Annotated in this window: 19 protein-coding genes and 4 pseudogenes; 12 read left to right on the forward strand and 11 right to left on the reverse strand. The window is 68.3% G+C overall.

Annotated elements, in window-relative coordinates; genetic code table 11:
* Positions 1-86 precede the first annotated feature (86 nt).
* The 3 genes from A3Q37_RS25400 to A3Q37_RS25410 all read left to right on the forward strand — a co-directional run bounded on the left by A3Q37_RS25400 (position 87) and on the right by A3Q37_RS25410 (position 3,598).
* A complete protein-coding gene (locus tag A3Q37_RS25400) occupies positions 87-1,142 on the forward strand; it encodes a DUF2637 domain-containing protein (protein WP_079137988.1) in 1,056 nt (351 codons plus the stop codon).
* A 102-nt stretch (positions 1,143-1,244) separates the two neighbouring features.
* A complete protein-coding gene (mobC, locus tag A3Q37_RS25405; protein ID WP_065487939.1) occupies positions 1,245-1,910 on the forward strand; it encodes a plasmid mobilization relaxosome protein MobC in 666 nt (221 codons plus the stop codon).
* Positions 1,907-3,598 (forward strand): relaxase/mobilization nuclease domain-containing protein, encoded by a 1,692-nt coding sequence (locus tag A3Q37_RS25410; protein WP_065487940.1) that lies wholly within the window; start codon positions 1,907-1,909, stop codon positions 3,596-3,598. Before mobC ends, A3Q37_RS25410 begins: the two co-directional genes overlap by 4 nt.
* 30 nt (positions 3,599-3,628) lie before the next feature.
* Here A3Q37_RS25410 and A3Q37_RS25415 read toward each other — a convergent pair whose 3' ends face one another.
* The 3 genes from A3Q37_RS25415 to A3Q37_RS25425 are packed head-to-tail and all read right to left on the reverse strand — an operon-like array spanning position 3,629 to position 6,153.
* Positions 3,629-4,318, reverse strand: coding sequence for a WbqC family protein (locus A3Q37_RS25415; RefSeq protein ID WP_065487941.1), 690 nt, complete (start codon positions 4,316-4,318; stop codon positions 3,629-3,631).
* Positions 4,319-4,364: 46 nt separating this feature from the next.
* Positions 4,365-5,033 carry a YdcF family protein gene (locus A3Q37_RS25420; RefSeq protein WP_065488002.1) on the reverse strand — a complete coding sequence of 223 codons (669 nt, stop codon included), beginning with the start codon at positions 5,031-5,033 and terminating at the stop codon, positions 4,365-4,367.
* 16 nt (positions 5,034-5,049) lie between these two features.
* The gene (locus tag A3Q37_RS25425) at positions 5,050-6,153 is read right to left on the reverse strand and encodes a helix-turn-helix domain-containing protein (RefSeq protein WP_065487942.1); all 1,104 of its coding nucleotides are present in this window, start codon (positions 6,151-6,153) and stop codon (positions 5,050-5,052) included.
* A 154-nt stretch (positions 6,154-6,307) separates the two neighbouring features.
* On the opposite strand from A3Q37_RS25425, the gene A3Q37_RS25430 reads away from it, so the two are divergent.
* From A3Q37_RS25430 to A3Q37_RS25450, 5 genes are all read left to right on the forward strand, one after another.
* The gene (locus A3Q37_RS25430) at positions 6,308-6,736 is read left to right on the forward strand and encodes a hypothetical protein (RefSeq protein ID WP_032780140.1); all 429 of its coding nucleotides are present in this window, start codon (positions 6,308-6,310) and stop codon (positions 6,734-6,736) included.
* Positions 6,737-6,744: 8 nt separating this feature from the next.
* On the forward strand, positions 6,745-7,197 hold the full coding sequence (locus A3Q37_RS25435) for an ATP-binding protein (protein WP_065487943.1): 453 nt from the start codon (positions 6,745-6,747) through the stop codon (positions 7,195-7,197).
* 53 nt (positions 7,198-7,250) lie between these two features.
* Positions 7,251-8,354 (forward strand): radical SAM protein, encoded by a 1,104-nt coding sequence (locus A3Q37_RS25440; RefSeq protein ID WP_079137989.1) that lies wholly within the window; start codon positions 7,251-7,253, stop codon positions 8,352-8,354.
* A complete protein-coding gene (locus tag A3Q37_RS25445; RefSeq protein ID WP_065487945.1) occupies positions 8,351-8,563 on the forward strand; it encodes a hypothetical protein in 213 nt (70 codons plus the stop codon). The genes A3Q37_RS25440 and A3Q37_RS25445 overlap by 4 nt, the downstream gene beginning before the upstream one ends.
* Positions 8,564-8,683: 120 nt before the next feature.
* Positions 8,684-9,478: an aminoglycoside phosphotransferase gene (locus A3Q37_RS25450; RefSeq protein WP_255311950.1), complete on the forward strand. Its 795-nt coding sequence runs from the start codon at positions 8,684-8,686 to the stop codon at positions 9,476-9,478.
* Between the two features lie 22 nt (positions 9,479-9,500).
* On the opposite strand, the gene A3Q37_RS25455 is transcribed toward A3Q37_RS25450, so the two are convergent.
* The 4 genes and pseudogenes from A3Q37_RS25455 to A3Q37_RS25470 all read right to left on the reverse strand — a co-directional run.
* Positions 9,501-10,730 carry a TerD family protein gene (locus A3Q37_RS25455; RefSeq protein ID WP_079137990.1) on the reverse strand — a complete coding sequence of 410 codons (1,230 nt, stop codon included), beginning with the start codon at positions 10,728-10,730 and terminating at the stop codon, positions 9,501-9,503.
* Between the two features lie 218 nt (positions 10,731-10,948).
* On the reverse strand, positions 10,949-11,143 hold the full coding sequence (locus A3Q37_RS37370) for a hypothetical protein (RefSeq protein WP_176711507.1): 195 nt from the start codon (positions 11,141-11,143) through the stop codon (positions 10,949-10,951).
* Positions 11,144-11,947: 804 nt separating this feature from the next.
* The gene (locus A3Q37_RS38020; protein WP_255311942.1) at positions 11,948-16,369 is read right to left on the reverse strand and encodes a hypothetical protein; all 4,422 of its coding nucleotides are present in this window, start codon (positions 16,367-16,369) and stop codon (positions 11,948-11,950) included.
* Between the two features lie 589 nt (positions 16,370-16,958).
* Positions 16,959-17,636, reverse strand: a pseudogene (locus tag A3Q37_RS25470) (tyrosine-type recombinase/integrase); the annotation flags it as partial.
* Positions 17,637-18,752: 1,116 nt separating this feature from the next.
* On the opposite strand from A3Q37_RS25470, the pseudogene A3Q37_RS25475 reads away from it, so the two are divergent.
* A pseudogene (locus tag A3Q37_RS25475) lies at positions 18,753-19,324 on the forward strand (O-methyltransferase).
* On the opposite strand, the gene arsM reads toward A3Q37_RS25475, so the two are convergent.
* Complete coding sequence (gene arsM, locus A3Q37_RS25480; RefSeq protein WP_176711511.1) at positions 19,295-20,032, reverse strand: arsenite methyltransferase; 738 nt, start codon at positions 20,030-20,032, stop codon at positions 19,295-19,297. The pseudogene A3Q37_RS25475 and the gene arsM overlap by 30 nt on opposite strands.
* Between arsM and A3Q37_RS25485 the strand changes: the two are divergent.
* Together A3Q37_RS25485 and A3Q37_RS36610 are read left to right on the forward strand one after the other, a co-directional pair.
* Positions 20,006-20,200 (forward strand): annotated as a pseudogene (locus A3Q37_RS25485) (ArsR/SmtB family transcription factor); the annotation flags it as partial. The gene arsM and the pseudogene A3Q37_RS25485 overlap by 27 nt on opposite strands.
* A 33-nt stretch (positions 20,201-20,233) precedes the next feature.
* Positions 20,234-20,347 (forward strand): annotated as a pseudogene (locus A3Q37_RS36610) (arsenical-resistance protein); the annotation flags it as partial.
* A gap of 127 nt (positions 20,348-20,474) precedes the next feature.
* Here the strand turns inward: A3Q37_RS36610 and A3Q37_RS25490 are convergent.
* Positions 20,475-21,056, reverse strand: a complete 582-nt coding sequence (locus A3Q37_RS25490; protein ID WP_065487950.1) for a GNAT family N-acetyltransferase — start codon at positions 21,054-21,056, stop codon at positions 20,475-20,477.
* A 46-nt stretch (positions 21,057-21,102) separates the two neighbouring features.
* Positions 21,103-21,891, reverse strand: a complete 789-nt coding sequence (locus tag A3Q37_RS25495) for a DUF899 family protein (RefSeq protein WP_079137991.1) — start codon at positions 21,889-21,891, stop codon at positions 21,103-21,105.
* Between the two features lie 230 nt (positions 21,892-22,121).
* Here A3Q37_RS25495 and A3Q37_RS25500 point away from each other — a divergent pair, with 230 nt between their 5' ends.
* Complete coding sequence (locus A3Q37_RS25500; protein WP_065487951.1) at positions 22,122-22,517, forward strand: molybdopterin-binding protein; 396 nt, start codon at positions 22,122-22,124, stop codon at positions 22,515-22,517.
* A 16-nt stretch (positions 22,518-22,533) separates the two neighbouring features.
* Here A3Q37_RS25500 and A3Q37_RS25505 read toward each other — a convergent pair whose 3' ends face one another.
* Complete coding sequence (locus A3Q37_RS25505) at positions 22,534-24,084, reverse strand: PucR family transcriptional regulator ligand-binding domain-containing protein (protein ID WP_065487952.1); 1,551 nt, start codon at positions 24,082-24,084, stop codon at positions 22,534-22,536.
* Between the last annotated feature and the right edge of the window lie 165 nt (positions 24,085-24,249).

A 24,249-nucleotide genomic window follows, 5' to 3' on the forward strand; every position in this document is an offset into this window, starting at 1 on the left:
TACGAGTCCCCGCACCTCACGGCGGCCACGCCCTGCCCTCCCCCGCACCAAGGCCGCCGCCTCAAGCCCACCTGGAGCACCCCCGCTTGCTTGCACGCATCACCGCCCTGCTCAGCCGAACTGATTCGCATCAGCGTCGCCCCGCTGCCGATCCTGGAAGTGGACGCCGGGCGGGCGCACGCGCCACCCTCGTCCTCGGCCTGATTGCCGTTGTCCTCATGGCCTTCCGGGTCTCGTGGAACGCGCTGTCCGACGTGGCCCGCGCCATCGGCGCCGATCCCACCGCCGCCCTGCTCTACCCGATCGTGGTCGACGGGCTCATGGCCCTCGCGCTCATCGCCACGCTTGTGCTGACTGGCCCCGACCGAGAGTTCGCGCTGCGGGTACTGGCGACCTATACGATCGCCAGCCTCCTGCTGAACTACGTCCACGGGCTCATACCGACCCTGCACACCGAGTCGACCCGGCTGGGTCGACTCACCAGCTGGGAGCCTGCGAACTGGGCCCTCGTACTGCTGGCCACGTCACTCCCAGTCGGGTCGATCTACTTTGGCTCGGACCTCGTGGCAAAGGTGCTGCACCACAAGCACGAGGAGGCCGACTCGGCCCAGTCGATCAGCCGGCAACGAGAGGAATCCGCTGGCCAGCGCGCCGGTGAGCACGCCGCACCGTCGGTGGCCGACCGAGCCGAACCGGTTTCCGAGGAGCCGTCCGAGTCGACCTCCGTGAAGGTCGACGAGGCACGCACAACGGGATCGGCCAAAGGCGGCGAGTCGGCCCTCGTTGCCCGCCCGCCCCGGTCGACCACCGTGGCGAAGTCGACCGAAGTCGCCCCACACGGGACGACCGGTCCGCGTCTCACCAGCACCGAGTCGGCCGCCGACCGCCACCGCACCGACGCCGAAGTGCTCGCTGAAGGCCGCCGCCTGACCGCCGACTGGAGCGACGACCAGTTGACCGCCAAGCGCCTGCGCAGCGAACTGCGGATCGCCCAGACGCGCGCCGGCGCCGTGCGCGACCGGCTGCGGGCCGAGCGCGCCAGTCGGCCCGAGCCTGTCGCGGACGATGGCTTCGGGGGCCAGCATCTCGGCACGTACGACGACGCCAAGTTCCAGCAGAGGGAAGCCGCCGCAACCCCCTGATCCAGCGCACGCCCTGGCCGCCCCCCTCCATGCCGACAAGCACGAGGGGGGCACCCACATACAGCGAGCACTCGCCCCCAGCACTCCACGGAGAACCAGCCCATGCACGACCCGCACCACGAACTCGCCATCCCGCATCAGGAGATGACCACCGGCATGAACAGCGCAGCAAGGTATCCCGCTGGACCGTCCAAGGGCCGGTCTCACGGGGAAGCCTCCGCCCCGGGGGTGGCGGAGGCACTCGGACACCAGGGGGTGCCCGAGCAGGAACAGCCCACCGCCATCGCCGACAGCACTGCTGCCGTCGAGATGCCGTTGCCGCGTGCAGCAGAAGAAGCCGCCTTGCACCGCGTCGCCCAACGTCGCAAGCCCGACCCCAACGGCCGTCGCGAGGGACGAGTCGACGTCCGCTACAGCGAAGAGGAAGAGGCCGTCATACGCGCCAAGGCAACGTCGCTGAACCTCAGCGGCGCCCACTACGTTGCCGCAGCCACTCTGGCCCACGTCCACGGCGACCTCACCCTGGCCAGCCAGCGCACCCAGCTCGACGACTACATCGACGAGATCAACGCCCTGCGCGAGCAGGTCACCGCCATCGGCCGCAACGTCAACCAGATCGCCAAGAAGCTCAACTCCGGCGGCCATCCACACCCTGGGGACAGCGCTCTCCTCGCCCAGACCGACCGGACCCTGGACGCGGTCGGTGAGACGGTGAGCCACATCGCGGCCGCCGCGAACCAGGCCGTCAGCCACAAGGCGCCGCGATGATCGCGAAGATCACCGGAGGCAAGGACACCGCCAACCTGATCCGCTACCTCTACGACACGAAGAAGAAGGGCCACACCGACCCGCACCTGGTCGCCTCCTGGGACGGCTTCGCCCCCGACCCCGGCCGCACCAATGATGTCGATGCCACGAAGCGGGCTCTCGTCGCCGACCTCGACCTGCACGTCAAGCAGGCCGAGCGGCTCGGCCGCGCACCCGAGAAGCACGTGTGGCACTGCTCGATCCGTGCCACCAAGGCCGACCGCCACCTCAGCGACGACGACTGGGCTGACATCGCCCACCGCATCGTCGCCGCCACCGGCATCGCACCCGACGGCGATCCGGACGGCTGCCGCTGGGTCGCCGTCCGCCACGCCCCCGACCACATCCACATCGCCGCCACCACAGTCCGCGCCGACCTGCGCACCGCCCGGCACTGGAACGACTACCTCACCGCCGACCGCGAACTCGCAGCCGTCGAAAAGGAGTACGGCCTCTTCCAGGTCATACGCGGGGATCGCACAGCCGCGAAACGGCCTACCCGTGCCGAGCAGGAGAAGGCCAAGCGCGCCGGCCAAGCCCGCACCGCCCGCGAACACCTGCGCACCACCGTGCGCACCGCCGTGGCCGCCGCCACCAGCACCGAGGAGTTCGTCCACCTGCTGGAGCACACCGACGGCATCCTCGTGGACATCAAGCACTTCCCGTCCGGTGATGTACGCGGCTACACCGTCGCCCTCGACGGCGACGTCAACGCCCAGCAGGAGCTGATCTGGTACTCCGGCTCCGAACTCTCCCCTGACCTGTCCCTACCCAAGATTCGCAAGCGTCTAGAAGCCACCGAACCCCAGCACAGCCCCCGTCGGGTGAACCCGTGGCACCAGGCAACCGCCGCCGCGGAGCGCATCCCCCACCACCTCGACGGCGATGCCGATGCAGCCGCTCAGGCCCACCTGGCCGCCTTCGGCGAAGCCCTCGACGCCCTGCCCATGCTCGCACCCCAGGAAATTCGTCCCCAGCTATGGCAGGCAGCCGAGGCGTTCGAGCGCGCCACCCGCTCCCGCGTCCAGGCCGAGCACCAGCACGCCCGCGCCCTGCGTAGCACCGTACGAGCCATGGTCCGCGAGCCCGCCCCCAAGGACGGCGCGCTGCTGGCGATGCTCCTCGACGCCGCAATCCTCGCCGTCATCGCCGCCGCCCGCTGGCACCAGCTCCGCCGCCACGACCAACAGGTGGCCACAGCCCAACAGACCCTGATCCATCTGCAGGCCGCTTACAAGCAGACAGCCACCGCACCACTGACCGTCCTCGCCCAGCGCCGGCCACCCCAGCAGATGGTGGAACGGCACACCCTCCTCATCCGACAGGCCATGCCGGCCCACGCCGAGCAGGTGGTCGAGGACCCGGCCTTCGACGCCCTCACCGCCGCCCTCGCAACCGCCGAGAAGGCCGGGCATGATCCGAAGCAGCTACTGCAGCAGGCCACCGACGAACGGGCACTCAACGACGCCCGAAGCCCCGCACGGGTAGTGACCTGGCGCGTCGAGCGGCTCAGCACCAGGCCAGTTCCGAGCGACCGTGCACGAGTGGCACGGATGCGGAGCGTGGCACGGCGACAAGGCACATCGGTCAGCCCGGCAGCGGTCGCGCCGGCCTCCCAGCCACAGCCGCCACAGGCACGTCGACGTTGATCACACCCGCTTCCGTACCCGAAGCGGGTGTCAGGCCGCGCACCCCAGCGCATCGTGGGCGAACGCGAGAGCCCGAAACCGAGCTCCCACAGCGTCGGGGCCGCGGAAGGCCAACGCCCGCAGAGCACTGACCTGTCGCCCCGAGGCCCACAGACCAGTGGCCGGCGAGAGAAACGGGACGACGGCTACGCCCAGCTCGGTGAAGGGGGCATGGTCCAGGTAGGTCATGCCGCCGGTGCCGCACAGGTACGCGCGTGCGCCGGTGGCGTCGGCCAGGTCGGCCAGCCGCTCGGATCGACCCGTGCGTGCGGGCAGGGCGCTGCTGGTGAAGATCTGCCCCCGCCAGCCGAGCAGTTCGAGCAGGGCGCGAGTCGAGGCCGTGGCGACCGGCGCGACCCTTCCTGTGTCGAACGCATTCCAGACCGGCTGAAGGGCACGGTCAAGTGCGGGCCAGTGAGGACTGGTCCCGTACTGCTGGCGCAGGATCGATGAGGCTCTGCGTCGGGCCGCGGCAGGGTCGGCGATCAGGGTGTCTCTGATAAGGGTGGCGCGCCCGGAGGGGCGGTGAGCGGGGATGGTCAGCCACCGGTTCGGGCCGAGGCCGTCGAGTGTGGCGATGCGGGCGCGATGCTGGTAGTCGCGGCGGGCGAACTGCACGTCGTCCAGGACGATCCAGTGGTCCGACGCGAACAGCTTGGCCAGCGTGGTCAGCCGGGGCATGAAGTTGGGCTGGTGGATGGCGCACAGGCTGCCCGGGGAGGAGAGTTCAGGAAGCGATAAGGCGGCTGGTGAAGCCGGCGTGGATGAGGGATTCATACGCAGCATGCACGTCCTCCGGGACCTCCTGCTCGATGGCGAACCCGAGCTTCGGATACTCGATCACCCGCTGGAGGTCGCCGACGAGCATGTCCACCACTAGCTTCTCGTCACCGATGGACTTGAGGTAGTCGTCGAACTCCAGGGTTTCCGAGGCGCACACCATCTCGACCTCGGGCCACAGCTTGCGGGCGGTGGCATACGACCGCCGTTCCATGTAGGGCTTGGAGACCAGCAGCACCTTCTCCGGGGTGATGCCGGCGTCGGCCAGGACCTCGCGGGCGAGGGTGATGTTCTGCCCGGTGTTCGCGGCGTGGGGCTCCAGCAGGATCGCTGAGGCGGGGACGTCGAGGTCGATGGCGTGCTCGCGGAAGTGGACCGCTTCGCCGCGTGGGAAGACCTTGGCGGTGGTCGGGCTGTTGCCGCCGGTGAAGACCAGCGTGGGGAAGAGACCCGCGTGGTACAGCTCGGCGGCGCGCGTGGCCACCCCCAGGTCGTGGCTGCCCAGGCCGATCGCCACGTCCGCGGGATGGGCCTGGTGGTGCATCTGGTGGTAGTCCCAGATCGCCTTGGCCTGGTGCCACTGGTCTTCAGTGATGACCTGCTGGCTGTCACTCATGCGTTCGTCTCCCTGATCACCGTCGGCGGGGCCCCGGGCGCCCTTCACTGCTGGCCTTGACGCTCTCGATACTGCGCAGTTGGTGCACGAGGCCGTACTGCGCGGCCGTCCGAGCGGCCTGGCCGAGAACGCGTAACCCATCATCGCGGGTCGCCGCGTCGGACAGCAGGATGTGGCCGTGAGCGGTGTCCAGTCGTACACGTTGCATCGGTGAGTCGCTGCTCCCGCTGCTTCGGGCGATGTCGATGAAGTGCAGGGCTTGGGTGAGGTCCCCGACGCCCCGGCGGGCCAGGGCGAGCTTCTGATGGGCCACCGACCAATCGTCGGGTTCGGTGAGGTCTTCGAAATCACGGGTCGCGGCCTGCATCACGCGGGTCGCGTAGTCGTGGTTGCCGTCCTTGCTGAGTGCGGTGCCCACCCACAGGCGGGCTCTGGCCCGGTCACGGCGAGAGAGCCGGTCGTCGACGGCGAGCGTTTCGTACGTTCGGGCCGACGTCTCCAGGTCACCGGACATCTCCGCGACGACCGCGAGGGACAGATCGAGCTGGGCGACACGGCGGGGAATGTCGAGCTGGGTGAAGATCGAGCGCGCGCCCGCGTAGGAGTGGCGTGCGGACAGTGGTCCGAGCACCGCGCCCTGATCGCGCTTGAGGTCTCCGAGTAACGCGGTGGATCGGGCGTAGAGGTACAAGCCCTTGTCATCGAGTTCGGCGGCCGTGAAACGGTTGAGCCATCGGCCCAGCAGGCTGTCGGCGAATGTGAAGTTCTGCCGGGACAAGGCGACGACGGCACGGTCCAGGTCATCGGTCCACGACTCGTACTCCCAGGCTCTGGGCCCGGCGGCCGTCACCCGGCGTCCGGCTGCCACCTGCCCGGGGCCGGCCATCTCCGACAGGAGCGTTTCGAAGCGCAGGTGCACGGAGGCATCGGCGCGACCGAGCGCGGTGTCGAGAATGGCCTGCGTGTCAGGGCGGGGCTCGGTCGCGGACCGGAGCTTTTCCCACTTCGAGATGGTCGCGACGGCGAGACCGAGGCGCTCGGCGAAAGCACGCACGCTCAGGCGGAGGGCGAGCCGTAGAGCTCTGGCCTCCAGGCCGGTCCAATGGTGCACGGTCGCCACGCGTCGCTCCCTTCCACCAGCCATGGAAGCAGAAGCGTGCGGCCGGTGGGGCGGAAGTAGAGCGCAAGTGGAACAGCCGGTGATTCCCTGCGCATTGAGGTACGGCGACGCTCAAGGGGTCTCTTTTCGCCGAGTCCCTTGGACGGTCACCAGCATGGAACTCCTTACCGAGCACCGCCCGGTCAACGGGCCCGTCGTCTACGGCTTCCTGCGGCTGGCCGGAGTCTCCGCAGCCCGTCAAACGGCGTTACAGGCGTCGCTGACGGAGTACTGCCGGATCCATGAGCTGCAGCTCTCCGGCGTCTTCAAGGACAGGCTCGCGACGACCGAACCGAGCTCCACCGCGTTCACCGGCCTGCTGGACGCGCTGGCCCTTCCTGACGTCTACGGTGTCATCGCCCCCGCCCTGTCTCACCTGGGGCCGAAGCACCTCGCCGCCGAACGCACCCGCCTTATCGAGGCCGCCGGCGCCCGCCTGCTGCTGGCCCGCCGCCCCCGCATCGGGCCTGGCCACGTACCTCGTCAGCAGACCGCCCACCGCCGCTTCCCCGCGCCACTCCTCCTCCTGAGCACGGAGTCATGAGGCACCCCATGCCCGAGTCGCTTCAGCAGTTCTTCGAGGCCCGCCGCCAGTCCGTACGCAAAGCACGGGAGTTTGCCACCAGAGCGCTGGACGGCTGGGGTCTGACGAGCCGCACCGAGGACATCTGCCTGTGCGTCTCCGAACTCGCCACGAACGCCGTTCTCCACGGCACCGCCCGCGGGCACGGCTTCCTCGTCCGGCTCGACATCGACGACAACTGCGTACGCCTGGAAGTGCACGACAGCCGTCGCCAGCAGCCCGTCGTACGCGAGCCGACCGCCACAGACATCTCCGGGAGGGGCCTGACGTTGGTGGCCGCGCTTTCCGACGAGTGGGGAGTGAGGGACCGTACACCGCTCGGGAAGATCATCTGGTCCTGCTTCAAGACCGCGGACGACGCCGCACAGTCGATCAGCCCTCCCGTCCCAAACCACGACGACCGCCCTCTGGAGGTCCGATGACCGAAACCGGCACACCGGATCGGGCGGCGCCTGCCGCGTCAAGCACGCGTCTCGTGGCCAGCCCGTTCCTCGCACAGCACCTCCTTCTTCAGCCAGGCCGAGCGGTCGGTGTGCGCATTCCTGGGATTCGCTACGAGGAGCTGCGCGCCGCGAGCCACGTCGGAGGCTCTCTGCCAGCTTGGCTTGTTGATGCCGCGCGGCAGGCGTGGGGCACCGAGCTGCCTGACGGACCGGTCGGCGATTTCGTCCTTGTGCGCGAGCGATCGCCGTACGGGTACGCGAAGGCGTCCTGGGAAATCACCCTTGGCTGCGACTACGACTGCGAGTTCTGCTACCTCGGCGAGAAGCGGTTCGAGGGCCTGGACTGGGCGGGCAAGCAGCAGCTCCTGGAGACGATGCGGGACGCCGGCGTGGTCTGGCTGCAGATCACGGGCGGCGAGGCGCTGATCGACCGCGAGTTCGGCGCGGCCTACGAATACGCCCACCAGCTCGGGATGATGGTGCAGGTCTCCTCGAACGGGTCGTCCCTGCGCAAGCAGCCGATCCGTGACCTGTTCGCCCGCCGCCGCCCGTACCGGCTCACGCTCAGCGTCTACGGCGCGACCGCGGGTACGTACGACAAGGTCACTCGCAACCGCGGCGCGTTCGGCCGGTTCATCCAGGGTCTAGACGCGGCCCACCAGGACCGGCTGCCGGTCCGGCTGAACGTGATCGTGTCGGACGACAACGCCCATGAGGTCGACGCGATGGTGGCTCTGTGTGAACGCTACAGCTTCCCACACCAGGTCTTCACGAACATGTCGCCGACGATCGACGGTGAAGCGAACCCGCTGGCGACGCAGGCCAAGGGCCACATCAAGGCCCGGAGCGTCTTCACCGGCTGCAATGCCGGCCGGACGTTCTTCCACGTCAACCCGCACGGCATCGCGTCTGTCTGCAAGGTCGGCCGCGACCCGAGCGTGAACCTCGTGACCGAGGGCGTCGCCGCCCTCACCCGGCTCGGCGCTATCGCCGAGTCCCTGCAGCTCCGCACCGGTGGATGCTCCGGCTGCACGAAGGTCGGCACCTGCCGTACCTGCCGGCCGCTGGCCAAGCTCTACCAGGATGCGGGGGACCAACGAGAGCTCTACTGCCAACACGGAGGCTACGGATCATGACTCCACCCACCACAACCCTCACCCCGCCGCGCGAACTGATGCTGCTCACCATCGGCCGGCGCCCCACCGATGGTGCAACCGGCACCCTGCCCGTGCCACTGCCGGCCGGGGCCATCCGCGATGACGAGGTCCAGATCGTCACCGACCTGGACGAGGCCGCCGAGGGCGCGGAGTGCAGCTGCTCGGCCGGCGACGACCAGCCGTACTAGATCCACCGCAGGCGGGCGCCGCACCGCTCGCGTACGCGCCCCATGAGTGCCGCCCCGGTCGTACCCTGGCCGGGGCGGCACTCCCTTGTCTCCGAGCCCCATGAGGAACCGCGCGTGTCCATGTCTCGCATTCCCTTCGATCAGCTCCCAGCCGACGCCCGCCAGGCTGTCACTGACAAGACCGGCCCCGTGCATCAGGCGGTGACCATGACCGGCGGCATGAACTCCGGCGTCGCCTCCGTCCTGGAGACCGAGAGCGGCAGCGTTTTCGTGAAGGGCATCGCGAGTGATCATGCGCAGGTCGCAGCACAGCGCCGCGAGGCGGAGATCGCCCCCCACCTGCCTACGTCCTGCCCCCGCCTGTACTGGCACCTGGAAGTCGGTGGATGGAGCCTTCTCGGATACGAGGTCCTCAGCGGTCGCCACGCCGACTACAGCCCCGGTTCGGCCGACTTGGTGCCCGTAGAAGCCGCGCTCTCCGAACTGCAACGGATCACCGCTCCGGCCGACATCGAGATTAAGGACGCGGTGGAACGCTGGGCGGATTACGCTCCGACCGGAACGCTCCAGCACTTCAGTGGCAACACCCTGCTGCACACCGACTTCGCACCGCACAACGTCCTGATCGCCGACGGGCGTGCCCGCCTCATCGACTGGGCGTGGCCAACGCGCGGTGCGGCATGGATCGATCCAGGCACCTTGGCGCTGAGGCTCATGGACGCCGGCCACCCGGCGGAGGACGCGATCGTGTTCGCAGGCCGCTTCCCGTCGTGGCGGAACACCGACCCGGAGGCACTGACGGCATTCGGTTCCGCATCTGCGGCGCTGTGGCGGGAGGTCGCCGAGGAAGATCCGACGCCCTGGAAGCAGGGGATGGCCAAGCGGGCCGCTGCGTTCAGGCTCGCACTCCTCTGAGAGTCCATGCTCGCCGTCAGATCTACCTCGTCTTGAACTCGATCTTTCCGGTACTCATACGGAAGTTCCCACTCGAGTACAGCGTGGGTCGGGCCTCAACGTGGTTGCCGCTGTACTTCTCCACATGCCGGATCTCAACACCGCCTGGAACATTGAAGTCGATCAGGGCAATGGCGACCCAGTAGGACAGGTTGCGATTGTTGAACAAGGGCACCGTCACCGTGGACCCGCGCCCATCCGTGACCACCACCTGAGCGCCGTACGACTTGAAAGAACCTGTTCCGTTCTCCACCGCGCTGTAAGCGCATAGCAGGACGTAGCCCTGGAGGTCTGGGCGACGGATGGTGATCGTCTCTCGACCTGGAGCCTTGGAGTCGCCGTCCAGTGCGATGTAGGGGGGCGCTACTGACGATCCGAGTTGCCGGTAGTAGACGGCCTGGTCCGTCTTGACCGGGCGCTGCCCGGGTGAGGTGACCAGACTCCGGGGGACGTAGAGGGCGTAAAGATCCAGGTCCGCTCCAGCCCTTCTTCGTGCCGCACTTCCGCCGTTCCACGCAAGAGTGGCTGTCACTACAAGGCTCGGGTCGTCCTTACGCATGTCGATGGTCGCCTGGCCAGCCTTGGTGAGGAGCACTTTGCCCAACGGCGCAGGGAGCCGGGCAGGTGTTGTCACCGGCCTCGGCGGCGACGCCCCAGGTGACAGCTGGCGGCTTCGCGCGGGTGTAACGGTTGGAGGGGCCGCTGCGGTAGGGCCCGGGTCATCTACAACGATGCCGAAGTCCGACGCCAACCCCGCCAGACCCGTGTCCCACCCCTGGCCCACTGCCCTAGCCTTCCAGCTGCCCGCCCGCCGGTACAGCTCGACGAGCACAGCCACTGTCTCCCGGTGCATGAGCGGCGGCGGCTCAAAGGTACTTCGAACACCGCCACACTCGATGACCGCATGCGGGGTGCTACTCGCGTCGAAATACCTCACCCGCAGCTCCGGATCGATGCTGGCGACGATGGCAACGCGGTCCACCGTCTCCGGGATTGCGGCAAGATCCGCGACGATGGTCTGCCCGCTCAGCCTGACCCCGTCCTGCGCAGCATGGTTGTAGAAGATCAGGTCGTCATCACTCCGCACCCTGCCGTCCGGCCCGAGCAGGACAGCGGACACATCAATGCCCGTCGTAGGGGAGCTGAGGGTGACGCGGCATGCCGCCGCAGCAGACAGGGCAGTATTGCCGCCTTTTGCAAGAGCAGTGGTCATAAGTCAGCCTCTCTCCGAGATCCGTACATGATGGTGGCCCTGGCCGTCCTACGCAGTGCAAACACGGATTCTTCTAGCTGTCCGTGCCGTGGACGTGGCGTGGACGGGCCGCGAGTCCCTCACAGACCAGGATCGCGGAGACACCCGCTCCCCACGCTCGGTCCCGCCAAGAGGGGCGACTCCGTGCCAGGTCCAAACGCGGTATGAGGCAGAGGAGTTCAGGTGACTGATGCACGGCCCAACCAGCAGATGCGCGACCTCGGAGTCGTCCAGCACGGCGCGCCGGCATCCTTGCCGAACCGGCCCGCACCTTCACCCTGCCCGCCGAGCGCGACGAAGCCGAGCGCATCACCGACGAACTGTTCGCCGCGATAAAACAAGTCAGCCAGGTCCCCCCTCTTCGCCAAGGGCATGGGCATCGCCGCCCCACAGATCGGCATCGGCCGCTCCGCAGCCGCCGTCCGGCGACGGGCCAGCCGTCATCCTGCCCAACCCGAAGGTCACCGGTCGCTCCGGCCAACTGGACGAGCAGTACGAGGGCTGCCTCAGCTTCTTCGACGTCCGCGGCCTCATCCCCCCGCCCTCTGAAGATCACCGTTGAGACCACGACCCTGACCGGCGAGACCGTCACTACCGTGTGCAAATTCGGCCTCGCGTGCCTAACCCACCACCTCGACGGCCGGCATACACCGCCCGCATGCGCACCGGGGTCGAGCCGATCTCCGTTGAGGAGTACCGACAGACCGGCAGGGCCTGGGCATACGAGCAGTAGCCGTCAACTTCACGTGGGGTCCTTCTGGCCCCACGAGGGCGTACTTGATGGCCTACTTGCGATACCGCGCTGGAGAAAAGGCTCAATTGCTTACTCAGCAAGCCGCTGACGCCGACGTCTTCCCTAACGCGTTCTTCTCTGATGGCGTGGAACCATCGCTGCGCGATGTCGCAGAGCCATGGCTCTGCGACATCATGGCCACGTGGTGGCCGTACGGACTCGATCCAGATGGGACACCAACGAAGCCCTGGTGAGCAGACACGGCAGGTGAGACAGAAATACCATTATTGGCTCGTGACGACGGAGACCATCGAACTGGCTTCCCCAGTCGCGATCTCTGTCAGGTGCCCGCCTCCCAGGAACGCGATCACTCGACGCTCACTCGATCCACCTCCAGATAACGCTCGGCTGAGGCAGAGGTAGGAGCGCGTATAGGCCAGCTGAGTCAGCGTTCGTTTTCCAGGGCGGCGTTCAGCCCGTAGGCGCCTGCTTGCGAGAGCCTGTCGATAATGTCCAGGCATCGAATCCGTAGCGCGGGCGGACTTTGGCGGTAGAGCCGGATGACCGTCGAGACCAGGTGAGGGCCGTCCGCTGCGCGTTGGGTTCTGATGTCGCCGAGTTCTTTGCCCACGTGCCGGACTATGCGCTCGCATACCTCGATGGCCACGGTTGGCAGAGGTCCAGTGTGGTCGTGGAGGGCAAAGACGAGGTGCTCGAGGTGGTCCACGAACGCCCGGCTGTCAAGGAAAGCTCTGACGAGTTCGTCGGCCTGTGCGGGAGGCAAGTCGAATGCATACCTCATGGCCAGGGAGGCGTTCTTGCGGACCTCGGCGTCGCCATCACCGAACAGAGGGATGAGGTGCGGATAGTGGTCAACGTGGCGGGCGAAGACTGTCGCCGCGCCACGGCGTGCGGTGTCACCAAGTTCTTGCACGGCCATGGGAATACCTGCGGCAAGACGCCCCTGGACGGCAGCAACGGCCCATGTCTGCCCGGCGAGTTCGGCCGTGCTCTCGGAGCCTTGAAGCGCGCGGCCGAGGTGAGGGACGAAACGCGAGTAATCGTGGACCAGTGCGTGGATGAGCAATCGCTGGGCGGTGGGGGCATTGTGGACATTGGTGTCCTGGTGGGTCAGTAGCTGCTCGGCAATGTCCAACGCGGTCTGCGGGTCATGTTTCATCAGCGCCAGCACGGCTTCGGCAGCACAGACCCGGACGGCGAGCACTGGATCGTTGGCCAGACGGGTAACCAGAGGCGTCAGCACGTGCAGGTGCTGGCTGTCGTGGAAGAGCAGGGCAGCAACGGTGAGGGCTGCCTGGCCGCGAGTGGCGTTTATGCCGGCGGTCAGCAGATCCGTGCGGGTTCCTTCGACATCAGGACGAGGGACGTCATCTTGGGGACGGGGGTCTGTGGTGTAGCCGTCAAGGGCAGGGAGCAGAGAAGGAGTGAAGTTCTGCGGGGCCGCCTGCAGAGTGCGGCAGATCGTGTGCGCTGCCTCGGAGCCGAGCGTCTGGAGGGTGTAGAGGACCAGCCGCTCCCAGTGGTCGGCATCCAGATGGGACGTGACCGCCTCCACGATCGCGCAGAGGTAGGCGGCTGGTGAGCCTGGGCCCAGAGTGAAGGCGAAGTCGGTGAAGCGATCGGGTTCCTGTTGCGCGCGGCTACCCAGTGTCCGGGCGAGCTCGTGGACACCTCCCCGACGAGGCCAGAACCGTTCGGGCTGGGGCTGGGCATACTTGTCCAGGGCGCGGTGCCACTGGTCATCGGTCATGTGCCGGGCCGCGTGGTCACTGATCGGTGAGCCGACGACCCCAGCCTGAATTGGTGCCGGTGGCGACGGGGCCTGGCCGGGGAACTTGCGGTCGCATTCGGCGAGCCGACGGCGTACCGCTGCGCTACGGCGCGAGGGGCAGATCGCCGACAGCAGCTCGTACTGGCTCCAGCCCCAGGCACTGCCCTGCCCCTTCTGCCGTCGGCGCTCCCATGCCGGGTAGTAGCCGAGCAGCACTGCGGTCAAGCGGTCCAGCATCTCGTCCGCGCAGTGGGGGGTCGTGGTCTCGATCAGTTCGCGCGAGGCCCAGCGCGCGCTGTCCACCCATCCCAGTCGCAGGTTGCGTTCATCGTTCAGGAGCCAGGCGATCGCCTCATCGGGCCATCCCAGGGCAGCATGCAGGCGACAGGCGAGGAAGCGGAGTTCCTGAACTGGTGAGGCGGTCAGTTGCCGCAGGGCGTCGGCAGCAGCAGTAGGGGCTTGGCTGGCCAGGGAGCGCAATGCCGTGTCCAGGGCAGCAAGCAAGACGGCGTCGACACCGTGACCGCCCACGAGGCGGTAGGCCCAGCGGCCACCGAGGTCATGGGAGTCGGCGCGGGCCGCGCTGCTAGCCGTGGCCACGTCAATAACGAAGGGTAGAACCTGATCGACGTAGGTCTCCGGCTCGGCCTGCGCTACGCGGGACAGGACGGTGTCAGCCGCCATTGAGTTCGTGGACAAGTGCTCGGACGCGAAGGGGTCGCCTGATCCGTCGGCGCGCGCACGGGCTAGGTGACGACGCAGATAGGCGCCGACAAGGCGCGCAGCAGGAGCGGGGGCGGTTTCAGAGAGGCCGTAGAGGAGCGACCAGAAGTCGCTGTTGACCGCGATCGGTCCCCTGGCCTCATCCGCATACCCTTGCTCGATCAGATCGACAGCAAGTTCAACAAGGTCAGGTGTGAGCGCCCACTCGATCAGCCCCACCAACCGACGCCGCCACTGCGGCGTAGCACCTACGTACGGTCGCACCAGTTCTGCGATACGTTCGGGCCGGTGTCGCGCGACGGCCAGCAGTTCAGAAAACGCAGCATCGGCGGTCTGCGGCGTGCTCAGCCAGCGTTCCCACCTCTGATCGTGGTCGGCGGCGTCGAACCATCGCGGCAGGGCGAGTAGACCGCGCGCTTTGCCCGCGACAGGAGCCTGACCCCAGGCGAGCGGTTCGATGGCCTGCCAGTCCGGCAGGATGGCATCAAGCTGTCGGAGAACCGCGATGATCACATCATGCAGGTGTGGGCGGATCCGGTCGGAGCCCAGGAGCTGGTCCACTGTGGTGCGGAAGCGTTCGCGGTCCGTGCCGGCGAGGTGCTCGAGGATCTGCCTGGTCTGGGCTCGCCGGAACAGGTGCTGGCCGGAGTCGGCCAAGAAATCGTGGATGTCCGCTCCGGCAGAGATGAAGGATCGGGCGAAGAGGAAATCGAAGTACGTCTCGTGGAAGAACCCGATTTCCTCCGCGTCGCGCACCAGGACGCCATGCGACTCCAGGGCCCTGACCTGCCGACGTGGAAAGACGTCGAGCAGGGCCGCCGCAGCCTGGAGCGTTTCGCGCTCGCTCATTGAGGCGCACAGCGCACTGGTGATCCCCGCCCAGTCCAGTGCTCCAATTTGTTGCTCGACCTCCTCGCGGACATCGTCGGTGTAGCGCGTGTACAGCTGCTGCAGGGTCCGGTAGGAGGCAGTGCGCGCCGCGGGAGACAGACGACCGAAGACCGACAGGTGCAAGGGAGTTCGCAGCAGCTCCAATGTCACCGGGCCCAGGCTGTCGGGATCCGTCCCGCTCGCGGCCAGGACCGCGCGCACCTGTTCGATGTCCAACGCCCCGAGAGGGAACCTTGCTACCCGGGTACTGTCGGCCACCAGCTTCGTCAGTCTCGGATCGTTGTCGATGTCGATGGTGCGGGCCACCAGTACGACCTTGACGTTCGGGGCGACTGACAGCTGCGCCAGCGCGTCCTCCACGGCCTCATAGGCGTCCGACATCCGGCCGCTATAGGTGCCGACAGCATCCAGTTGGTCGATCAAAAGCAGCGCCGGGTCTCCATTCGCAACACCGGCCAGCAGCACCACTGGCGAGTCCGGCAGGCTCATCCTGGTGCCCAGGTCCTTGGCCGTCTGCATGCTCGCGTCGGCCCCGTCCATCCGCACCGCAGCTACCGGCCAACCCCGCTTGGCCAGCCGGGCCAGCACGTCGGCGACGACCGTCGACTTCCCTGAACCCGCTCCGCCCTCACACACCACGGTCTGCGGACCGTCTTCGGCTACCAAACGCTCGTACAGCTGCTCCACGTGTGGCCGGGCGGCCAGCCCGAAAACGGGCCTGTCACGGTCCACGCGTCGCACGAACCGCTGCACGGTGCCAGCCAGGGCCGTCAGCGTGCTGGTGTCCCCGGCCAGCAGCCGCGGGCGCACCCCCGGCACGGTCAGCAGATGACTGCGGATCTGGGGAGCGGTGAGGCGCTGGTGAAGGTGATCGTCCAGATAGCCACCCAACTGCTGGACAATGACTTCCGGATCCCCGACGAACAGCAGCTCGTAGGTCATGGACACCAGGCGCCGCAAGGTCTCCGGAGGATGGTGCTCCACGTACACCATCCGCAGATACCGCCAGCCGGCCTCCCGGCTGACCGGCACGCCGTTCACGGACCAGTTCCGAATCACTGAAACGAACCGAGGGCCCTGGGCCTTGGTAAGAACCTCCTCGAACTCGGCGAGCGATTCGGCGGCCCGGGCTCGTTCGGAAAGATCGCGTAGCTCAGGAGCCCCGGTGGACAGCACGAGGCGCACCTTCTTGCCCTGGGCAAGGTGCCCGGCGACCGCCTTGAGAACCTTCCCCACCGCGTCCAGGGTCCACGCTCCCTTGGAGGGGACGTCCTTCACCTGTTCACACCAGATGCCGTCGGCCTCTTCGACCTCGAACTCGATTCCGGCGCCCGCCAGGCCCGGGGGCTCCAACCGGATACCCGACGCCCGCCCCCGCAGCACGTCCGCTACTCGCAACGCGGTCCACCAGTCCTCGTACCGGTTTCCCGCCTTGTCCGCGGCCCCACCCGGCAGTCCCACCCGGCCTCACTCCCCAAAAGCCATGCAAGCTCCCCAGGGAGCCCCGCGTCCCGCGACCCTACCTCCCCCCACCGACACTCACTCAGACCAGAAAAGATCACGAACTCCTCCCCACTCCCGCAGCCCTGCGAATACGCCACACGCCCCTCCAGGACTTCGAATCAGTCTGGGTCGACGCCGGGCAATACCTCGTGGCAGGAGGCGCCTGCCGTATCAGCCGACAGCGTCTGGGCAGAACAGCGAGGAGTCGGAATGCCTCGACCACACGCAAACTTGCTCACGCAACGATGCCCAGGAAAGACACCACGCCTCGAGAACGCCCAAAGCTGGGAGAATTCTGGGAGATGATCTTCTTCCGGAGGCCCGCCGAAGGCAGCCAAGACCAACCCACCCCAAGCCCGTGACCAGTACGGATGCCCATTTGACCTGGTGTCGATCTTGCCCGACCCTCGTTCGGGACGAAGAGGTCGTGGGTTCAAATCCCGCCACCCCGACAGCTGAGCACCAGGTCAGAGGGCCCCTACCGATTCGGTAAGGGCCCTCTGGCGTTGTTGTGTGTCTATCTGCGTGACTATCGCTTCCTGCGTGCCTACGGCTTCCGTGGGTCCGCGCCGAAGATGTCGTCCATGACGACGGCACCCGTCTGGATCACCGGCCTGCCGAGAGATCTCCTCCAGGGGGACGCCACGGTCGGAGAGCAGGGACACGAAGCTGTGCCGGAGCTCCCGAGGCGTCCACTCGGCCGCGTCGACCCCGTCGACGTCCTTGAGCGCCTGGCGCAAGGCGCGGCGGATGTTGGCGGCGTCGAGCGGCTTACCGACCGCCGAGGAGAAGACGAGCCCGTGCTCCTCCCCGTCGTCGCCGGCGGCGAGCCGGTCCCAGCCCTGATCCTCGTCCTGCCTCCAGAGCGCGTCGATACAGCGTGAGGGCAGGGCGAGCGTGCGCCGGGACTTGCGGGTCTTGGTGTCGCCGCTCCGCCGGACCAACCGCCATACGGCGATGTGCGGAGGCTGCGGCGGGACCAGGTCGTGCCGCCCCTTGAGGAAGACGTGGTCCCAGGTGAAGGACCTCAGTTCCTCGGTGGGGCACCGGTCAGGAGCGCGGCGACGCTTTAGGCGTACATCGTGGTTCCCTCAGCTCCCCGGAGAACAGCCTCCGCCTGGGCGAAGGTGAGGGCTTTCGAAGGTCGCCCGGACTGCCCCCGGGGCACCGAGCACAGCTCCACGACGTTCCGCTTGACCTTGTCCCGGGCCATAGCCCGCTTGAGGAGTAGCGGGACCCAAACCCTGGAACTCCTTCGCACCGAGCGGACAGCGCGCCCAAGCGGTGATTCCCAAGCTCAGGGCTTCGGCACCGGATATGCGGTGGCCACCTGGCACATCGTTCTGTACCTTGCCGCCATGACCGACAACCGAAGGGGCAATGCCGCGTAGGCGCCCATCAGCCCTGCGGGGCGACCTCCCTGTCCGTTCCCTAAGACGGCGACGGTATCCGTTCATTGATCGCCTTTCAGGATCTTGCACGGCTGACCTACGTCGGCTGGAGCGGACCCGCTTCTGGCCCGAAGCCACAGAGGAAGCGTTCTGGCACTGGCAGGCCTTTGCCCATGGCCCCCTCAGACAACTTGTAGATCCACTCGCAGGGCCTGATTGCGGCGTCGTTGAGTGCGGGTGCTACGGCGCCGGCTTCCGCGAGCACCTCGAAGCCGTGCTTCACGCGCTGCCCAGGAAGAGCGCGCGTGAGTTGCGCGCCCTCGTACGGGCCCTCGATGAGAAGATCCTGGCAAAGGCCAAGGTCATCCCGGCTGACAGCCTGGACGCGCCATGGTGGCGAGGCCAACTCTAGGATCGTGGGCGGCCGTCTCAGTTTCCGTCTCATTCAGATCCGTTCACGGACGTTCAGGCGAGACGCGCAGCGCTCCCAGCACCGGCGACCAGGCGCCCATAAACGCAGGTGAACACCCCTGTACACAGCCCACCACCCCACCACCACAGTTGGAAAGCGTGCGTCTGTCCACGCGGGAGGGGGTGCACGGTCGGCTCTGGCAGGTCATCCGCTGGCCATCGACGAAGCCCGACCGTCGGTTAGGTCCCGGACGATTCTCCGGGCCGCCCCCAGACAGGCCGGGGATGCAACCATTCCCTTCAGAGCTGGAACCCCCGGAAGCCGACCGCGCGCTTGAGACCATAGACGCCAGCACTGACAACCGACTCGCACCAGCCCAAGGCAGCACCGGTGCCCAAGTTGCTTCGGGACGAAGAGGTCGTGGGTTCAAATCCCGCCGCCCCGACAGCTGAGAAGCAGGTCCCCCAACCTATTCGCATGAGTAGGCATGAGTAGGTTGGGGGACCTGTCTTTCTTTTGTGCACGACCAGGGGGGTTCGTGATCATGACAGAGCGTGCGGTTCCGTCTCGTGTGGTGGCTGCTGAGCGTCTCGCCTCCGAGGCGGGGTTCACCAAGAGCTGCGTCCCCGAGGTGGGCAGGTTGCTCAAGGTGGCCGCCGCCGCGAAGCCCCACGGAGTCGTCGCGGAGAGCGGGACCGGCTTCGGTTGGGTACCGCCTGGTTGCACAGTGGGCTGGGGGCGGGTGCCCGGCTGGTCACCGTGGAGCGTGACGAGGAGATTGCCCGTCGGGCTGCTGGGGTGTTCGCGGACGACGACCGTGTCAGCGTGCTTGCCGGGGACTGGCGGCTGCTTGAGCAGCACGCCCCGTTCGATGTCTTCTTCTGCGACGGTGGGGGCAAGCGTGACGACCCCGAGAAGGTCGTCGAGCTGCTTGCTCCCGGTGGCCTTCTGATTCTGGACGACTTCACCCCGTCGCCCCATTGGCCGCCTCGTTTCGGCGGGGAAGTGGATGAGCTTCGGCTGTTCTACCTCAGCCATCCCGCCCTGGACGCCACCGAAGTGCTGACAACGCCCACCAGTTCAGTGGTTGTCGCGGCTCGCCGCCCCTAGCTTGGTGGCTCGGACCGTGGCGGAGTGCAGTCCGTCGGCCACCGCGTGGGTGGGGGCGAGTTCGATGTCCGTGAAGCCGGCGGCCGCCAGGCCCTCGCGGTACTCGGTGTCGGTGAAGGACAGCGCGCCGGCGATGCAGCCCACGTAGTCCCCGCGCTCCGCCCGCTGGTCGGGCGTCAGCCGGTCATCGGCGACCACGTCGGAGATGCCGATGCGGCCGCCCGGGGCCAGGACCCGGAACATCTCGGCGAAGACCGCGGGCTTGTCGGTGGACAGGTTGATGACGCAGTTCGAGATGACGACGTCGGTGGTGTTCGCCGGGAGGGGGATCGCCTCGATCGTGCCCTTGAGGAACTCGACGTTCGTGGCGCCCGTCTTCTTCCGGTTCGCCAGGGCCAGGGCGAGCATCTCCTCCGTCATGTCCAGGCCGTACGCCTTGCCGGTGGGGCCGACACGGCGGGCGGAGAGGAGTACGTCAATGCCGCCCCCGGAGCCGAGGTCGAGGAATCGGTCGCCCTCGTGGAGGTCGGCGACCGCGGTGGGGTTGCCGCAGCCGAGGGAGGCGGCGACGGCCTCCGCGGGGAGGGCGTCGCGTTCGTCGGCGGCGTAGAGGGTCCAGCCGAAGTCGTCGCCGACCTCGATGGTCTGCGGGCCGCAACAGGCGGTGCCGCCTTCGGTGACCTGGACGGCAGCAGCGGCGTAGCGCAGGACGAGAGCGGCTGCTGCCCCACCCTGCTGGCCGCGCCGCTCGACGAGAGCCAGGCCGTCGAGCCGGCCAAGGTGTTCAAGGCGCTCGGCGACCCGGTGCGGCTCCGCCTGTTGTCGATGATCGCCTCGCGTGAGGGCGGTGAGATCTGCGTCTGCGATCTCACCCCTGGCCGGACGGCCTGCCGCATCGGAGAACTTCCCGTGAGCGCTCCGGTCGCGGCTCGGCTGTCCTTGGTGGACCGCTACCTCGCGGTGTAGATCCTGGTCGCGATGGCCGCCGGTATCGGCCTTGGGCGTCTCGTTCCCGGGCTCGGCGCCCCTGCCGCGTCACCCGCCGTCGCCCCGGAAGGCCCCGTCCGTGTCTGACACCGCCAAGCCCTCGGTCCTGTTCGTCGCCCTGATCGCCGAGATTGCTTCTCGGTAGGGCGTCAGGCGCTCTCGCTCAGCGGCACGGCTTGCTCAGGTAGAGGGCGTACTCGCCGGCCGAGGCGGTGAACTCGTAGAGCGAGGTGTCCAGGCCGCAGAGCGCGAAGCCCATCCTGCGGTACGCGTGAAGGGCGGGGGCGTTGATGTTGGTGACCTCCAGCCAGACATGGCCCGCGCCGCACTCCCGGGCGAACTCCTCCGCCCGGGACATCAGCGCCCTGCCCACGCCTCTGCCCCGGTGGCCGGGGGCGACCTCGATGTCCTCCACGGTGAGGCGGCGGTTCCACCCCGCGTACGAGACGGAGACGAAGCCTGCCAGGGAGCCGTCGGGGGCCAGGGCCAGGAAAGTGGGATGCCCCTTCTCCGACCGCTCCGCCTCGTCTTCCTCGGCCCCTGAGTCCTCGTCCTCCTCATCCTCCGGGAACACCTTGGTCAGCGGTGGGTCCACCGGGGTCTCCCGCAGAGTGAAGCCGTTCTCAGCTGTCTCCACCTGGAAGACCGTGGCCGTGGTGAACGAGCCGTCCAGCGCTTCGACGAGCCCGGTGTCCTCGGGGGTGGCGGTGCGGATCTCGTACGTCGTGTCGTCGGCCGGGGGCATGGGACGAGACTACGGCGAGGTGAGCCGGCGTCAGCAGGCCGCCTCCTCAGGAGCCGGGCGTCAGGTCGTCCGAGCGGCCCGCCTCGATACGGGACCACTGCGGGATGGGGCGGCCGTTGGTGCGCATGGGGTGTTCGGGGGGCGCGTCCATCGTCTGCGGCCAGCCGGGGGGCGAGTCCTCCCAGAGTTCCTGGCGGCCGTACACCGTCAGGTCCATCAGCGCGTAGTCGTAGTCCATCACCTCCACCCCGCGCAGCGTCGTCCAGTACGTCTCGTAGACGCGGTCGCCGTCGCGCAGGTAGCAGACCACGTGCATCATGCCGACCTGGCGTCCGGTCAGCAGCTCGTCGTTCGACGGGAGCGCCGAGTACCACGGCATCTCCCAGCCCATGAAGTCCCGGTAGCGGCGGCCCTCCTCGTACGGGCCCTGGCAGAACACCGCGTACGTGATGTCGCGCGAGTGCAGGAAGGCCAGCTCCCGCACCTGGTTGGTGACCCAGGTGCAGCCCTCGCACTGGCCGGCCGCGTCGTGTCCCTCGTGCCACATGAAGTAGTACGCGATCAGCTGCCGGCGTCCTTCGAACGCGTCCAGCAGCGTGACCGGGCCGTCCGGGCCGGTCAGTTCGAGGCCGGCGTCCACCTCGACCATGGGCAGCCGGCGCCGGGCCGCCGCGATCGCGTCGCCTTCCCTGGTGTGCGCCTTCTCCCGGAGCCGCAGGGCGTCCAGTTCGGTCTGGAAGGCCGCCCGGTCGGCCACCGGCGGCAAGGCCGGCGCGCGGTCGGGGTCCGATACCTGGTCCGGGTGCGGTGTGTTGCCGCTGTCCTGCTCGGTCACGGTCGTGTCCCGTCGTCGTACGTCGTCACGAGCCCCGTCGGCCGGAGGTCGGCCTCATCCGTCGGCATCATCCGTCGGCCCCGTCCACCGGCCCCGTCCGCGGGCACGCGAGTTTCCCAGGAGCGCCCCGCCCCGATCCAGCTTCCCGCCCGGCGAGCCGGTCACCGCACCTGGACGCCACAACCGGGACGCCGTGACCGAGCCCGGCCGGCAGGCCCTAGAGTGCCTCCGTGCCGACGTACAGCATCGGCCGGGCCGCGGAGCTGCTCGGCGTCAGTTCGGAAACCGTCCGCCGGTGGGCCGACGGGGGGCAGCTCGCCATGGAGCGGGACGGGGCCGGGAACCGGGTGATCGACGGGGTCGGGCTCGCCGCGTTCGCCAAGGACCGGGCCGCCGGGCTGCATCCCGTGCCCGGGGAGACGCGGACCTCGGTGCGCAACGCGTTCGCCGGGATCGTCACCGCGGTCACCGTCGACGACATCGTGGCCCAGGTCGAGATCCAGTCCGGGCCGCACCGGCTCGTCTCCCTGGTGAGCCGTGAGGCGGTCGACGAGCTGGGCATCGAGGTCGGGGTGACCGCCACGGCCCGGGTGAAGTCCACCAACGTTCATATCGACCGGTCGTAGGGACCAGAGCCTCGGGTCAGCGGCAGAGCAGTGCCGCCTTCAGGTCCAGCTTGTGGTCCAGCCGGGCCAGGTCGCGGCCCGTCAGCATCTCCACGCGCTGGATGCGGTAGTGCACGGTGTTGACGTGCAGATGCAGCGCCTCGGCCGTCCGGGCCCAGGAGCCGTTGTGCGTGAGGAAGACGTCCAGGGTCTCCAGCAGCATCCGGTGCGACGGGTTCGTGGCGTCGGCGAGCGCACCCAGCGCGTGGATGCCGAAAGCCGTACGTACGTCGGAGGGGATGCCCGTGAGCAGGGCATCGAGCGTCGTGAGCTCATCGATCGCCGTCAGGCGGGACGTGGACGCCGCGGTCCCCTGCGCCTTCTCCGAGCGCGCCGCCGTCAGTGCGTAACGCGCCTGCGTCAGCGCGCCCTTGAGGAGCTGCGGGGTGGCGGCCGGGGTGCTCATGCCGCCGTGGAAGGGGACGCTCCCGTTACGGGACTGGAGTGTCGGCCAGAGGCTCTTGAGTGCCGTTGCGATGGGGTCCTCGCCCGACTCAGCGGACGTGCCGATCACCGCCGTCGCCTCCCCCGGTTCCCCCGTCGGCAGCCTCCCCACCGCGAAACCGCGATCCGTCAGGTGGTGCAGCGCCTCGGTCAGGGCATCGAGGGTGCCGTCGTCGTCCGCCTCCCCCTTCACCGTGATCACCGTGTACGGGTCCTGATCCGCCAGTCCGCACGCCTCCAGCGCCCTCCGCAGCGCCGCCGGGGCGGCCGGGCTCGACGGGGTGTCGATCAGGGCCAGGAGGTCCGAGGCCAGGGCGCGGGCGGTCGTCTCGCGGCGGCGCGCCGTCCGGCGGTGCTGGGCGAGCACCTCGGCTATCTCGTGCAGCATGCGCGGCGGCGTCCCGACCGGCTCGGGCAGGTGCAGATGCCACTGGCCGTACGGCGAGGCGTCCGGGTCGACGCTCAGGGTCGTGGTCGCCGTCAGGGCCTCGGCCGCCCGGCTCACCGGCAGCGGCGCGGCCGTCGGGGTGCGGGCGATCGTGCGGCCCGTGGCGCTGAGGACGTACGCGGGCGGAGTGCCCAGATGGGCGACGGCCCGGGTGAGCAGCGTGTCCGGGTCCGTGCCGTCCGCCAGGAGCCGGCTCAGCTCCGCCCGGACGTTCTCGGGCAGCGCGTAGGGGGCGGCGGGGCGGCGGCTCAGGTCGCCCCACTGCCGGAGGTACACCGTGTCGGTGACGGCCCGGAACGACGTGTGCACCGGCACCGAGAGGATCGCGATGCCGTGCCGCCGGCACGCCTCGACGAGCACGTCCGGCACGCCCCCGTGCGTCTCCTCGCCGGCCAGCAGGGCCGCCGCTCCGGCCTCCCCCAGGGCGGCGACGAATCGTTCCGCCTTGGCCTCGTCGTCCGCCGGGGCCCACCACACCAGTCCGCTGAGCACCAGCTCGCCGCGCTGGAGGAAGCGCCCCGGGTCCTCCAGGTCCGTCGCGGTCACGCCGCTGATCTCCCGGGTGAGCTGCGGGCGGTCGCCCCAGAGCAGGGTCAGGTCCAGGGACTCCAGCCGGAGAAGGTCTTCGACGTGCATGGGCGGTCTCCTTGCGGGGTTCCGGGCACCCCTCCCGGCATCTCACATTCACGAGGTCGAGACGAGTCATTGCATCGTAAATGCAAGGCCAGGTGGCGCAAACACCTCTTGGTTGTTCCTCCAGCGTTACGGCTTCTGCCTGGTGTATTTCCGTACGGTGAACCA

It is taken from the genome of Streptomyces sp. PTY087I2, assembly GCF_001687325.1.
In the GTDB taxonomy this organism is placed as follows: domain Bacteria; phylum Actinomycetota; class Actinomycetes; order Streptomycetales; family Streptomycetaceae; genus Streptomyces.